The organism is Xanthobacter autotrophicus, from assembly GCF_029991245.1.
Classification (GTDB): domain Bacteria; phylum Pseudomonadota; class Alphaproteobacteria; order Rhizobiales; family Xanthobacteraceae; genus Xanthobacter; species Xanthobacter autotrophicus_C.
The window spans coordinates 1-12549 of the sequence record NZ_JAIVFO010000133.1 but is presented as its reverse complement, the minus strand read 5'-3'; the positions used below and the strand labels follow the sequence as shown (position 1 = coordinate 12549).

13 protein-coding genes are annotated in these 12549 nt (G+C 67.1%); 1 reads left to right on the top strand and 12 read right to left on the bottom strand.

Annotation, left to right across the window (positions count from 1 at the left end):
- Nucleotides 1-63: 63 nt before the first annotated feature.
- The 10 genes from K9U41_RS18315 to K9U41_RS18270 form a co-directional block, all read right to left on the bottom strand.
- Nucleotides 64-858 carry an ABC transporter permease gene (locus K9U41_RS18315; RefSeq protein ID WP_282642308.1) on the bottom strand — a complete coding sequence of 265 codons (795 nt, stop codon included), beginning with the start codon at nt 856-858 and terminating at the stop codon, nt 64-66.
- Nucleotides 858-1727 (bottom strand): ABC transporter permease, encoded by an 870-nt coding sequence (locus K9U41_RS18310; protein ID WP_282642307.1) that lies wholly within the window; start codon nt 1725-1727, stop codon nt 858-860. Before K9U41_RS18310 ends, K9U41_RS18315 begins: the two co-directional genes overlap by 1 nt.
- 81 nt (nt 1728-1808) lie before the next feature.
- Nucleotides 1809-2864 (bottom strand): ABC transporter substrate-binding protein, encoded by a 1056-nt coding sequence (locus K9U41_RS18305; RefSeq protein WP_282642306.1) that lies wholly within the window; start codon nt 2862-2864, stop codon nt 1809-1811.
- 94 nt (nt 2865-2958) lie between these two features.
- Complete coding sequence (locus K9U41_RS18300) at nt 2959-3486, bottom strand: DUF5943 domain-containing protein (RefSeq protein WP_282642305.1); 528 nt, start codon at nt 3484-3486, stop codon at nt 2959-2961.
- 41 nt (nt 3487-3527) lie between these two features.
- Complete coding sequence (locus K9U41_RS18295; RefSeq protein WP_282642304.1) at nt 3528-4502, bottom strand: dipeptidase; 975 nt, start codon at nt 4500-4502, stop codon at nt 3528-3530.
- A 106-nt stretch (nt 4503-4608) separates the two neighbouring features.
- The gene (locus K9U41_RS18290; protein WP_282642303.1) at nt 4609-5670 is read right to left on the bottom strand and encodes an ABC transporter ATP-binding protein; all 1062 of its coding nucleotides are present in this window, start codon (nt 5668-5670) and stop codon (nt 4609-4611) included.
- Between the two features lie 25 nt (nt 5671-5695).
- Nucleotides 5696-6502, bottom strand: coding sequence for an ABC transporter permease (locus K9U41_RS18285; protein ID WP_282642302.1), 807 nt, complete (start codon nt 6500-6502; stop codon nt 5696-5698).
- Nucleotides 6503-6510: 8 nt separating this feature from the next.
- The gene (locus K9U41_RS18280) at nt 6511-7437 is read right to left on the bottom strand and encodes an ABC transporter permease (protein ID WP_282642301.1); all 927 of its coding nucleotides are present in this window, start codon (nt 7435-7437) and stop codon (nt 6511-6513) included.
- 26 nt (nt 7438-7463) lie between these two features.
- The gene (locus K9U41_RS18275) at nt 7464-8600 is read right to left on the bottom strand and encodes an ABC transporter substrate-binding protein (RefSeq protein ID WP_282642300.1); all 1137 of its coding nucleotides are present in this window, start codon (nt 8598-8600) and stop codon (nt 7464-7466) included.
- A gap of 135 nt (nt 8601-8735) precedes the next feature.
- A complete protein-coding gene (locus K9U41_RS18270) occupies nt 8736-9446 on the bottom strand; it encodes an isochorismatase family protein (RefSeq protein ID WP_138401623.1) in 711 nt (236 codons plus the stop codon).
- A 128-nt stretch (nt 9447-9574) separates the two neighbouring features.
- On the opposite strand from K9U41_RS18270, the gene K9U41_RS18265 reads away from it, so the two are divergent.
- The gene (locus tag K9U41_RS18265; RefSeq protein ID WP_282642299.1) at nt 9575-10468 is read left to right on the top strand and encodes a LysR family transcriptional regulator; all 894 of its coding nucleotides are present in this window, start codon (nt 9575-9577) and stop codon (nt 10466-10468) included.
- Between the two features lie 101 nt (nt 10469-10569).
- Here K9U41_RS18265 and K9U41_RS18260 read toward each other — a convergent pair whose 3' ends face one another.
- Nucleotides 10570-12366 (bottom strand): BatD family protein, encoded by a 1797-nt coding sequence (locus K9U41_RS18260; protein WP_282642298.1) that lies wholly within the window; start codon nt 12364-12366, stop codon nt 10570-10572.
- On the bottom strand, nt 12363-12549 hold a 187-nt coding region (locus K9U41_RS18255; protein ID WP_282642297.1), incomplete at its 5' end, for a hypothetical protein. The genes K9U41_RS18255 and K9U41_RS18260, both read right to left, overlap by 4 nt.

Genomic DNA, 12549 nt, shown 5'->3' with positions numbered 1-12549 from the left:
CCACCCTGCCCTCCCCCGCAAACGGGAGAGGGTTCCATGCGGGGCGGGACGGAAACGCCCCCCTCACGCCACCTGCGTCGTGCCGGCCATGGAGCCGCGCAGGATGAGCAGGCCGCACAGGGCCGCCGTCACCACCAGCGTCAGGCCCGACACCGCCGCGATGGAGGGTTCCAACTGGTAGGACAGGCTCGAGAAGATCTGGATGGGCGCGGTGGTCTGCCGGCTGGCCAGGAAGTAGGTGACGATGAATTCGTCGAACGAGGTGATGAAGGCGAACACCGCCCCCGCGATCACCCCCGGACGAACCAGCGGCAGCACCACCCGCCACAGGGCCACCGGAAGCGAGGCGCCAAGGCTCATGGCGGCTTGTTCCAGCGTGCGATCCATGGCCTGGAGGCTCGCGCCCACGGTGACGATCACATAGGGCACGCACAGCACCAGATGCGCCACCAGGAAGCCCATGAGCGTATCGTCGAAGCGCAGCGGCAGGAACACCCGGTAGATGGCCATGCCCAGCACCACATGGGGCAGCACCATGGGCGAGACCAGAGCGGTGCGCATGGCCTTGCGCATGCGCATCGGCCCCCGGTCGAGCCCGATGGCCGCCGCCGTGCCGAGGATGACGGCCAGCGGCGTCACCAGCACGGCGATGAGGAGGCTGGTGGACAGCGCGCGGTGCCAGGTCTCGTCGCCGAAGATGAAGGCGTACCAGCGCAGCCCGAAGTGCTTCGGCGGGAACGAGAGATAATCCTCCGCCGTGAACGACTGCGCCAGCAGGATGAGCTGGGGCAGGATGAGGAACACCATCACCGTGACGGCGAGGGTGCCCACGAGGAGGCCGATCCGGTTTTCGCTCATCACAGCTCCCCGCGCATGCGCTCGATGCGCCGCTCGGCGCGGCTGGATGCCACCATCACGATGGCGATGAAGGCGAGGAGCACGATGGCGAAGGCCGCCGCCCGGCTCCAGTCGAACTGGGTGCGCACCAGGTCCGTCATCACCATGGGCAGCGTGGTGACGAAGCTGCCGCCCATGATCACCGGCGTGAGATACACCCCCATGGTGAGCACGAAGACGAGGGTGGATCCCGCGATCACCCCCGGCAGGGACAGCGGCACCGTCACCTTGCGAAACACGGTGAAGCGCGAGGCGCCAAGGCTCGACGCCGCCTGCTCCACCGAGGGGTCGATGGCCAGAAGCGAGGAGAACACCGGCAGCACCAGGAAGGCGAGATAGACATGGGTGACGCCCACCACCACGCCGAAGGTGTTGTAGAGCAGCGGCAGCGGCGCATCGATGAGGCCCGCCTGCCGCAGCAGCGTATTCACCATGCCCTCGCGCCCCAGCACCAGCAGCCACGCCACATTGCGCACGATGACCGAGGTGAGCAGCGGCGACACCACGATGGTCAGCGCCACCAGCCGCAGCACCGGCCCCGCCCGCCGCATGAACAAAGCGAGCGGATAGCCGAAGACGAGGCAGGTGAGGGTGACGAAGAAGGCGAGCCGCACCGTGCGCGCGAAGATGGAGAAGGTGACGCCATCGGTGAAGAAGGCGGCATAATTGGCGAGCGACAGCTGGGGCGCGCCGGAAGGGTGCACGCTCTCGCCCACCAGCACGCCCAGCGGCATGAAGAAGACGAGGGCGTAGAGCCCCATGGCGGGGGCGAGAAGCCCCCACCATCCAAGCCGGCCGACACCCTGGCGGCCGAGGTTTTTCAATGACATCCACTTGCCCCGAGGGTCCGCGAGGGAGGATGGAAGAGAGGCATCGCTCGCCATGGTAGCAGCTCCGCGACCGCCTGAGGTTCAGCTCTGCTTCCAGGCATCCCAGCGCCGGCGCCAGTCGGGCAGATTGTCCACGATGACCTCGAAATCCTCCGGCACGGCGCGCGCCAGCTCCTCGCGGGTGGAGACCACCACGCGCTTGGCGATCTCCGGCGGATAGACCACCTTCTGGTTCGGCGAGGCGTAGAACAGCCCCTGGGCCAGCGCCTGCTGCGGGGTTGTGGTGCAGGAAAAATTGATGAAGGCCTTGGCAAGCTCCGGGTTCTTCGCACCGCGCGGGATGCAGAACGGGTCGGCTCTTGTGAAGAAGCCTTCCTTCGGCGAGACGAAATCAATCGGCACGCCCTGGTCCTTCAGCGGATACACGCGGCCGTTCCACACCGGCATGATCCACACCTCGCCGGTGCGCAGCAATTGCTCGGCCTGGGCGCCGGTGGTCCACAATGTTGCAAGGTTCGGGCGCAGCTTGGTGAGGGCGGCAAAGGTGGCGTCGTCCACCGGCAGGGGCTTGCCCTTGGCGACGAGGTTGGCCATCTGCAGCGCCTGGTCGAACAGCGCCTCGTTCAGCGCCGCCTTGCCCTTGTACTGCGGGTCCCACAGGTCGGCCCAGGCGGTGGGGGCGGTCTTGATCTTGTCGGTGTTGTAGGCGAGGCCGTAGCTCCACAAGACGAGTTTTGGCCCATAGGGGGTGATGTAATCGGGATAGAGGTTGGCGTATTCGGGCATGTCCTTGGCGTCGATGGTCTGGAACAGATTGTTCCGCACGCCGAAGACATAGTCGGTCATCTGCATGGGGATGACGTCCGCATCGGGACGGCCGGCATCCACCTGGGCCTTGATTTTGGCCATGGGCGGGGACGAGCCCTGCATGGTCAGCACTTCCACCTTCACGCCGGTCTTCTGGCTGAAGGGGTCGATCCAGTGATCCTTGATCACCTTGCCCAGCAGGCCGTCGAAATTATAGACCACCAGCGTCTCGCCGGCCGCCAGCGACCGCGTGATCACGGACGGCGCCGCCAGCGCCCCGGCGGCGGCCACGCCAAACGTCTTCAGCGCGGTGCGGCGAGACATGTTCATCTTGCAGCTCATGGTCCTCAAGTCCTCTGGTCGGATGGAAGGCGCGCCCGTTTTCGGGTCGCTTATTCAGCTATTATTGAAGAAGAAGCCTGCCTCAGGCGGCGGGCTTGACCTCGTAGAGGCAGTAATCATGGCCCTCGGCGGCGCATTGCACCTCGCGGGCTTCAAGCTTGCGCGGCGCGCCGGCCTGTTCGCAGACGAATTCCAGCGCGCCGGCGAGCCACGGCGCGAACATGTAGCAGAGCTTGCGGCCGGCGCTGCGCGTCTCGTCGGTGACGAAGGAGGAATTGTCGAGGCGGATGGTGGCGGTACCCGCGGCCGGGTCGATGGCGAGGATGGAGAACAGGCCCCAGCCGCGCTGCGACAGCCGCTTCATGTAATGCGCGAACACATCCACGCCGGCAAGGCCATAGACCTCCGCCTGCTTCCTGCACCACACGTAAGCCGAGAGGTGCCCCGCAGGAGCCAGCGCTGCATCGAAGGCTTCGGCCCCCAGCGCGCCCTCGATGGCGAAATGGTTGTTGTTGTAGAAGTGCTGGGGCACCAGGATCATGGGCATCTTGTCCACGAACCAGCGCCCGGTTGCCGGGTCCACGTCGATCTCGATTTCAGGCTTGGCCATTATAGAAGTATTCCCGCGTTGGATGGAAGACGATGAAGGGCTCAGCGCCCCCACACGTCCTTGAGCAGCTGGAGCCAGTTCTGTCCCATCACCTTCTCGATGCGGGCGGTGGACCAGCCGCGGGCTTCCATGGCGGCGGTGAGGTTCGGGAAGTCGCCGATCTCGCGGAAGCCTTCCGGATTGATGACGGCGCCGAAATCCGTGAGCTTGCGGCCGAAGCCCTTGTCGTGGGTGATCCAGTCGAAGAAGGGCTGGCCGTAGCCTTGCGTGAAGTCGGTGCCCACGCCCACCATGTCTTCGCCGGCGATGTTGATGATGTAGTCCATCGCCTCCACGTAATCGGCGACGGTGGCCTGCGGCCCCTTCGCCAGGAAGGGCGGGAACATGGTGACGCCGATGAAGCCGCCTTTGTCCGCGATGAACCGCAGCTGCTCGTCGCTCTTGTTGCGCGGGTGGGCTTTCAGCCCCGCCGGCAGGCAGTGGGAATAGGCGACGCGCTGCTTCGACGCCTTGATGGTGTCTTCCGAAGTCTTCGGCCCCACATGGGACAGATCGCACAGGATGCCGAGGCGGTTCATCTCCGCCACCACGTCGTGGCCGAAGTCGGAGAGGCCGCTGTCGGTGCCCTCATAGCAGCCGGAGCCCACGAAATTCTGGGTGTTGTACGTCATCTGGATGATGCGCACGCCCAATTCATGGAACAGCTCCAGGTATTCGATGCGATCCTCGATGCCCGAGGTATTCTGCCAGCCGAGGATGATGCCGGTCTTGCCCTCGGCCTTCGCCTTCAGGATGTCTTCGGTGGTATAGACTTGGGAGATGATGTCGGCATTGGCCGCGAAGTCCTTCTTCCACTTCGCGATATTGCGCATGGTCTCGGTGAAGTTGTCCCACACGCAGCAGGTGCAGTTGGCCGCCGTGAGGCCGCCCTTGCGCATGTCCTCGAACACCGCGCGGCCGAAATCGGAGATGATGAGGCCGTCGATGACGACAAGCTGTTCGTGCAGGCTGGACACGGCTTGATCTTCCTTCGTGGGCGAAACGTGCAGATTCACGGCAAGATGCCTTCTTGAGATGCCGGCCTTACGCCGGCGAATACTGAAAAGGGGACGACGCTCCGGCTCACATGGGCACGAGGGTCCCGGCCTCGGGCTGCCAGGACACGCGCACGGCGCGGCCGGGGCTGAGCGGGGCGGGGCCGCCCACCGCGGGAGAGGGCCGGCGGGCGATCAGCGTCACCCCCGAGGGCAGGCGCACGCGGTAGTCGATGACGAGGCCGCGATAGGTGGCGAATTCCACCTCGGCGGAGAGGGTGTTGGCGAGCAGCGCCTCGTCGGTGCCGTCGAGGATCACCCGCTCGGGCCGCAGCGCCAAAGCCAGGTCTCCGGACAGCCCGGCCACGGGCACCGCCACCACCTCGCCGCTCTTGAGGCGGAAGCGGCCGACGCTTTCCAGCGTCCCGGCCAACAGGTTGGTGACGCCCATGAATTCGGCGACGAAGTGGGAGGCCGGACGCTCGAACAAATCGTCCGGCGCACCCATCTGCTCGATGCGCCCGGCGCGCATCAGCACCACCCGGTCGGCCACCGAGAGCGCCTCGTCCTGGTCGTGGGTGACGAAGATGGTGGTGATGCCGAGCTGCTGCTGGATAGAGCGGATCTCCAGCTTCATCTCATTGCGCAACTGGGCGTCAAGGTTGGAGAGCGGCTCGTCGAGCAGCAGCACGTCCGGCTCGATCACCAGTGCGCGGGCGAGCGCCACCCGCTGCTGCTGGCCGCCGGACAGCTGCTTGGGCAGGCGATCGGCCAGATGGGAGAGTTTCACCCGGTCCAGCGCGGTCTTCACCTTAGCTGCGATGTCGGCCTTGGGCAGCTTGCGCATCTGGAGGCCGAAGGCCACGTTCTCGCCCACGCTCATGTGTGGGAACAGCGCGTAATTCTGGAAGCCGAAGCCCATGTTGCGCTTGTTGGGCGGCAGGGAGGTGAGATCGCGCCCGCCCACCAGAATGCGCCCCTCGGTGACCGGGATGAAGCCGCCCACCATGCGCAGGGTCGTGGTCTTGCCGCAGCCGGAGGGGCCGAGCAGCGCCACCAGCTCGCCCTGGCGGATGGTGAGGGAGACATTGTCCACGGCGGTGGTGGCGTCGTAGCGCTTGACGATGGACTGGAGGACGACGTCGGACATTCAGGTCACTCCGCAGACAGGCGTTTCAGAAGGCCCGCGCGAGGCGGGCATAGCGGTCGCTGGCGATCAGCAGCGCGCCGATGATGAGGATCTGCACCGTGGCGACCGCCGCCACCGTGGAATCAAGGTTCCATTCCAGATACGAGACCAGCGCGATCTGGAGCGTGGTGCGGCCCGGCCCCACCAGGAAGATCGACTTCTCAAGGTCGATGAAGGACACCACGAAGGAGAACAGCGCCGCCGCCACGATGCCGGGCTTGATGATGGGCAGCGTGACCCGGAAGAAGGTGGTGAACACCCCCGCGCCCAGCGAGCGCGCCGCCTCCTCGTAGGACGGGCTCATGCCCACGAGGGAGGCCGTCACCAGCCGCACCGTCCACGGCAGGGCGATGAGGCCGTGGGCGATGAGCAGGCCCGGCAAGGTGCCGGCGATCTCCACGTCCAGCAGCACTTCCAGCTCGATGAAAGCCATGAACAGCGCCGCCCCGCCGACGATGCCCGGCACCACCATGGGCGAGAGCAGCACGGTCTGGATGGCGTCCCGCCCCGGAAAGCGATAGCGCACCAAGGCAAGGCTCGCCGGCACGCCGAGCACCAACGATATGGCCACCGCCACCAGCGCCGTTTCCACGCTGGTGATGAAGCCGTTGCGGAACGCCTCCTGCTCCCAGGCGCGGACATACCAGCCGAGGGTGTATCCGGTGGCCGGGAAGGAGAGGATGCGGTTGGCGAAGAAGCTCACCCACACGATGGCCACCAGCGGCAGCAGCACGAAGGCGAGCACCAGCGCCGAGAGCGCGGCATAGATGCGGTTGATGGCGAGAATACCCATGGCTCCCCTCACTCGCTCCAGCGGCGATAGCGCCGCTGCACCAGGATGTTGGCGGTGGTGGTGAGCACGAGCGTCACCGCCATCAGCACGAAGGCGAGCGCCGCGCCGAAGGGCCAGTTCATGGCCTTCGCCACCTGCTGGTAGACGGCGGGCGCCATCATCTGGAAGCTCGGCCCGCCGATGAGCACGGGCGTCGCATAGGCGTTCATGGAGAGGATGAAGCACAGCATGGTGCCGGCGAGGATGCCCGGCAGGGCCAAGGGCAGCACCACGCGCCAGAGGGTGGTGAGGTGCGAGGCACCCAGGCTGGATGCGGCGGCTTCGAGATTGGCGTCGATGCCCTCGATGACGCTCTGCAGCGTCACGATCATGAACGGCAGCAGCACCGAGACGAGGCCGATGACCACGGCGGTGGGCGTGTACATGAGCTTGACCGGCGACACCCCGACCAGGCCGATGAAGGCGTTGAACAGGCCCTTGTCGCCCAGGATCACCATCCACGCCGCCGTGCGCACCGCATTGCCCATGAGCAGCGGCAGGATGACGAGCAGGAGCAACCGCCCCTTCCACTTGTCGCTGGCTTGCCGCACCAGAAAATACGCCACCGGAAAGCCGGCAAGGAGGCACAGGAGTGTGGAGAGGCCGGACACCCACAGGGTGGTCGCCAGCACCTCCTGGTAGTAGCTGTCGGCGAAGAATTTCTGGTAGTTGGCGAGGGTGACCGCCTCCACCATCATCTGCCCCGGCACGAACCGGTTCAGCGAATAGCGGAACATGAGGGCAAGCGGCCCCATGAGCGCCAGCACCACGAACAGGGTGCCGGGCGCGGCGAGGCCGAAGGCCGGCGACAGGCGCCGGCGATCCCGCGCACCCGGCGCGGGAAGATTAAGGGGCGGAGCGGTGGCGCCGCCGGGGCTGGTCGTTGCCGTGGACATGGCCGAACCCGACATGCCGGCCGCGCTCAGCGGGCGATGTTCTTGTTCCACCACTCAAGCCATTCCGCCGTATTCTTCGCCACATGGGCGTAATCGGGGAATTTCAGGGCCGCGGCCTGCGCCGCCGTGAAATCCACCTTGGCGCGCAACTCGTCGGTCAGCTCCGCCTTGGCGTTGGCCGGGGCGTAGAAGCTGGCGCCGGCAAGGCCGGCCATGGCTTTCCTGTCCAGCATGGCGTTGAAGTAGATGGAGGCAAGGTCCGGGCTCGGCGCGCGCTTGGGCAGAGCCGCGCCGAACATTACCGCGATGGCCCCTTCCGAGGGATACTGGATGGCGAGCGGGGCGCCGTCATTGGCCCATTGCAGGCCGCGCGCCTTGTAGTTCACCGCAATGTCCACCTCGCCGTTGACGAGGCCGGCGCCGAGCTGCTGGTGGGCGGCATAGATGCGCGGCTGGGTCAGCTCCTTCAGCTGGATCAGCCGCTCCTTGCCCTGGTCGGTATTGGTGACGTTGCCGCCCTTGATCAGGCCGGCCATCATGATGTAGTTGAAATAAAGCTGGTTGGTGAGGCCGATTCTGCCGGCCCATTTCTTGTCCCACAGCTCTTCATAGGACTTGGGCGGGTTCGGCACCTTGTCCTTGTTGTAGATGATGGACACGCCACTGTAGAGCCACGGCACGAAGAAGGGCTTTGACTTGAGCGCCGGCACCACGTCGGCGTAGTTGGGCACCTTGGAAAAGTCGATGTCGCTCAGCACCTCCTGGGTGTTCAGCTCGACGCTGTCGCCCTCGTTGATGTGGATGACGTCGATGGTGCCACGCCGCAGCCGCTTCTCGGCGATCAGCTTGGCCTTGCGCTCGGGCTCCATGCCGAGGTCGCGGACGATCTTGATGCCGCGGCTCTCCACCAGCGGCGCTTCCACGAAGCGGATGGTCCGCTCGTTCCAGTCGCCGCCCCAGTTGGAGACCACGAGGGTGCCCTCCTGCGCGCGGGCCAGCCGTGGCGCGGCGAGCACCGCCGCCCCCGCACCGAGCGCTCCAAGGACGGCACGCCGGGAGGGCGCACCCGAAAGGGTGAGATCAGTCTTCGTCATGTCCGCCTCTGGATTTTGTTTTTTGATGTCGAAGTCGAAGTCGTCGATGCCGGAGAAGGTCTGGAGCACGCGCCGATCAGCTTGCATCGCAAGCTGATCGGATAACGCGTTCTCTTTCCTTGAGAGGGCGGTTCACCGGGCAGATTGAATCAATCTGCTCGGATCGCGCTCTGGAAGTCGCCGCGCCGGAGCGCGGCGACCCGATCAGGCCGCGGCGCGAGATTTGGCGCCGACTTCGTCGAGGTAGGAGATGCAGCGCTCCAGCGGCTCCACATCGGCGAACTTCGCGTCGATGTCGAACAGGTTCCACGCCACCGCGCCGGGCACCCGGTCGCCGATGCATTCCTTCACCGCGATGGTGCGGAACCCTTCCGCCAGGCCGTCGCAAAGCGTTGTGCGCACGCAGGCGGAGGCGGTGACGCCGGTCACCAGGATGGTGTCCACGTTGTTGGCGCGCAGGAAGCCGGCAAGGTAGGTGCCGTGGAAGGCGGAGGCCCGCTTCTTGATCAGCACCTGCTCACCCTTCACCGGCTCGATGCGGCTGTCGATGGCCCACAATTCGGGCTTGGACTGGTCCACCACCTCGATGGGAATCTTGTGGTGCCACAAGCCCATGTCGGTGGCGGCCTGGGTCTCGTCGGTGACCTGGTAGCAGGTGGTCACATGCACCACGGGATGGCCGTTGCGCCGGCAGGCGGCGAGCAGAGCCTGGACGCCGGGAATGATCTGGTCGTCAATCTTCTCGCAGGTGAAGGGGTTGCCGGGACGGGTCCAGGCATTGGCCAGGTCCACGTTGATCAGCGCCGGCCGGCTGCCGAAGCCCACCCGCCGCTGGAAGCCGCGCCCCTGGTAGAGGGAAGTTGCCTGTTCGAAGGCGCGCGTCAGCGCCGCATCGAGATCTTCCTCGAACGCCATAGTCGTTGTCCCTACTCGTTTTCCGCCCGCTTGTGCCGGACTTGCGAGACCCAGATTGCGTAAACTTCTATGACAGGGGAAATTCCAAATTCAGCACGATTTATGCCAACCATGATATGAATTGACCCATGCGCTTCGATCTCCGCCACGTCCGTGCCTTCGTCCTCCTGTCGGAGGAACTGCACTTCAGCCGCGCCGCCCAGCGCGCCCACATGACCCAGCCGGCCATGAGCCGCCTGATCCGCGACCTTGAGCAGAACGTGGGCGTGCCCCTGATCGCCCGCACCACCCGCTCGGTGGAACTGACCGAGGCGGGCAAGGCCTTCCTCGCCGACGGCCGCGCCGCGCTGGAGCGGCTGGAGCGCGCCGTCACCAATGCCCGCCGCACCGCCAGCGGCGAGGTGGGCGTGCTGCGCATCGGCTACATGGACTTCGCCATCAACGGCCGACTGCCGGAATTCCTGAGCGCCTTCAGCCGCTACCGGCCGGAAATCCGGCTGGAAATCTCATTCATCCCCACCTTCAAGCAGCAGGAGGCGCTGCTGGCGGAGCGCATCGACATCGGCTTCATGATCGGCCGGTTCGAGGAGCCGAGCATGGAGAGCTACACCTTCGACGACAATCGCTACGTGGCGCTGCTGCCCATCACCCACCCACTCTCCAACGTGCGCACCCTGCGGCTCGCCGACCTCGCCGATCAGCCGTTCGTGCTCGGCTCGGGCGAGAACTGGGGCGCCTTCCGCAATGCCTTCTTCTCCATCTGCCGCCGCAGCGGCTTCACCCCGCGCATCGCGCAGGAGGCGTCCTCGTCGGAAGGCATCTTCGGGCTGGTGGCGGCGGGGGCCGGGGTCTCGGTCTATGCCAGCTGCGTGCGCAACCTGCAGCGCCGCGGCATCGTCATCCGCGATCTCGACGACGTACCGGAAAAGCTCGTCACCTGCGCCGCCTGGGCGATGCCCGTGCGCTCGCCGGCGGTCTCCATCTTCACCGATTTCATGCGGCGGGTGTGGGGCAGCGTCTAAAGCGCGATCCGATCAGATCGCATTCGAGAGAAGCGATCCAAACCCGCCCATTTCAAGCCACGAAACCCCTCGGGACCAATGCGCTCCAGCCATGCGCCCGATCACCGTGGCGTGGGATAGAGCGGCTGGAGACCCCGGGCCTGGCCGGCGTTGCGGGCGCGGGCGGCGCGCCGTTCGGCGGCGAGGGCCTTGCGCAAGGCGCGCCCATCCCACCCCTCGGCACCGCCCGCATACAGGTGCCGGCTCAGGTCTCCCACCGCCCGCGCCATCTCGTGGGTGCGCGGCGCCGGGGCACCCATCCCGCCCATGGCGCGGCCGAAGACGAGCCAGGCGCGGTGGGCGGCGGCGGCATCATTGCTGCGACAGGCGGCATCGAGCGCCCGCGCCGCCGCCTCCACATCCAGGGGCGCCAACGCCGGGCGTCCCGCCATGCGGCCTCGACCGGCCCCGAGCGGTCGGACGGCTCCGAAATCCGCCGGGTCCGGCGGGGGCTCGGCCGCCGCCGGCCGCCGCCGACGCCCGCTGTAATAGACGGTTCCCGCGACCAGCACGACCACGGCCAAGGCGGCCATCAGGTCGCGCCCGCTCCAGCCGCCCTGCGATCCATCGGCCAGCGGCGATGGCGCCGGCGCAGCAATGGGAACAGCCGGCGCGCGCGGCGTGCTGCCGGTGGCAGACGCCGCCACGGTGAGGGTCACGGCCGGTAGGGTGGCGGTCTCGGCGCGGTTTGCCACCACGTTCCACCAGGGCACGGAGATGGCCGGCAGCGTCACCGTGCCGGCGCGCGTGGGCACCACGGAGACCCGCGTCTCCACCACGGCGCCGATGCCGCCGTCCACGGACGTGGCCTCGGGCTTGCCCTCGTCGGCATACTGGCGCACGCCATCGACCTCCGGCGCCACAAGCGGCGGCAACTGGCCCGGGCTCGCGCCCTTCACCTCCAGGCGCAGGGTGCGCACCAGCGCGCCGCCGACCTTGGCCTCGCCCGGTGGACGCGACCAGCTTTCCCGCAGCGTCACGGACCGGGCCGGCAGGAACCAGCCGGTGACGCCGGCGGGGCGCGGGCTCACCTCCACCTCCACCGGGTTGGAATAGACGGTGATCTTGCGGCCGGCGTTGAATGCGCCGCCAAGCCACGGCATGGCCGGCCGCCCCAACGTGCGCGCCTGCTCCTGCGCGCCAGGCGGCGATGTGGGGATGGAGGCCTTGAGCGCCACCGACGGGATCTGGATGGTACCGGTGCGCTGGGGCCGCATGGTGTAGCGCAGCTCGACGACGCGGAAGCGCTGGCGGCCGAAGACGCGGGAATAGGTCTTCAGCCCGCCGTCAGGACTGAAGGAGGCGCCCTCGGCCTCCGGCTGTCCCGCCGTCGCCTCCAGCGCGCCGACCCGGTCGAACATGCGCACCACCACAGGAATCTCGCTCTGGAGGAAGAAGGGCGCAGTGCCCTGCACCTCCACCGCCAGCGAGAGCGGCTCGTCGTCGGGGGGCGCCATGGCCGCGCCGGGGGCAATGGTGAGATCGATGGGGGCGCTCGCCTCCCCGCCCACCGAGAGGGCCGGAATGGTGAGACGGCCGGGGTGCTTCGCCACCAGGGTCAGCACCCATTCGTTCACCTCGACCCGTTGCCCGGCCACGGTCTCCATCCGGCTGCGCTTGCGCCGGTCGAGGATCTCGAAATCCCTCGCCAGCGGCGTCACGTTCGGCGGCTCCAGGCTGTCGCGGCCGGCGAGGCTCAGAACCAGCTCGAAGGGTTCGCCCTGGTCGGTGGGCAGCCGCTCGATGCTCGCCTTGAAGGCGCCGGCCAAGAGCGGCGTCGCCGCGACAAGCGCAACCAGCGGCGTCGCCGCGACAAGCGCAGCAAGGACAAGAGCAAGGCGAAGCATGGCGCGGATCACGGCTCGCCCTCCACCGGCACGGTCACCGGGCCGCCGGTATAGCGCGCGCGAATGCGGGCGCGCAGCAGGCCGCCGGGGTCGTCCGGCACCTGGCGCAGCGCCTGTTCCCGGCTCTGCTCGTCGTCGGACAGCACGGGCGCCTTGGTCTCCTTTCCGCCCGGAGGCCTGTCTCTTATACACAAC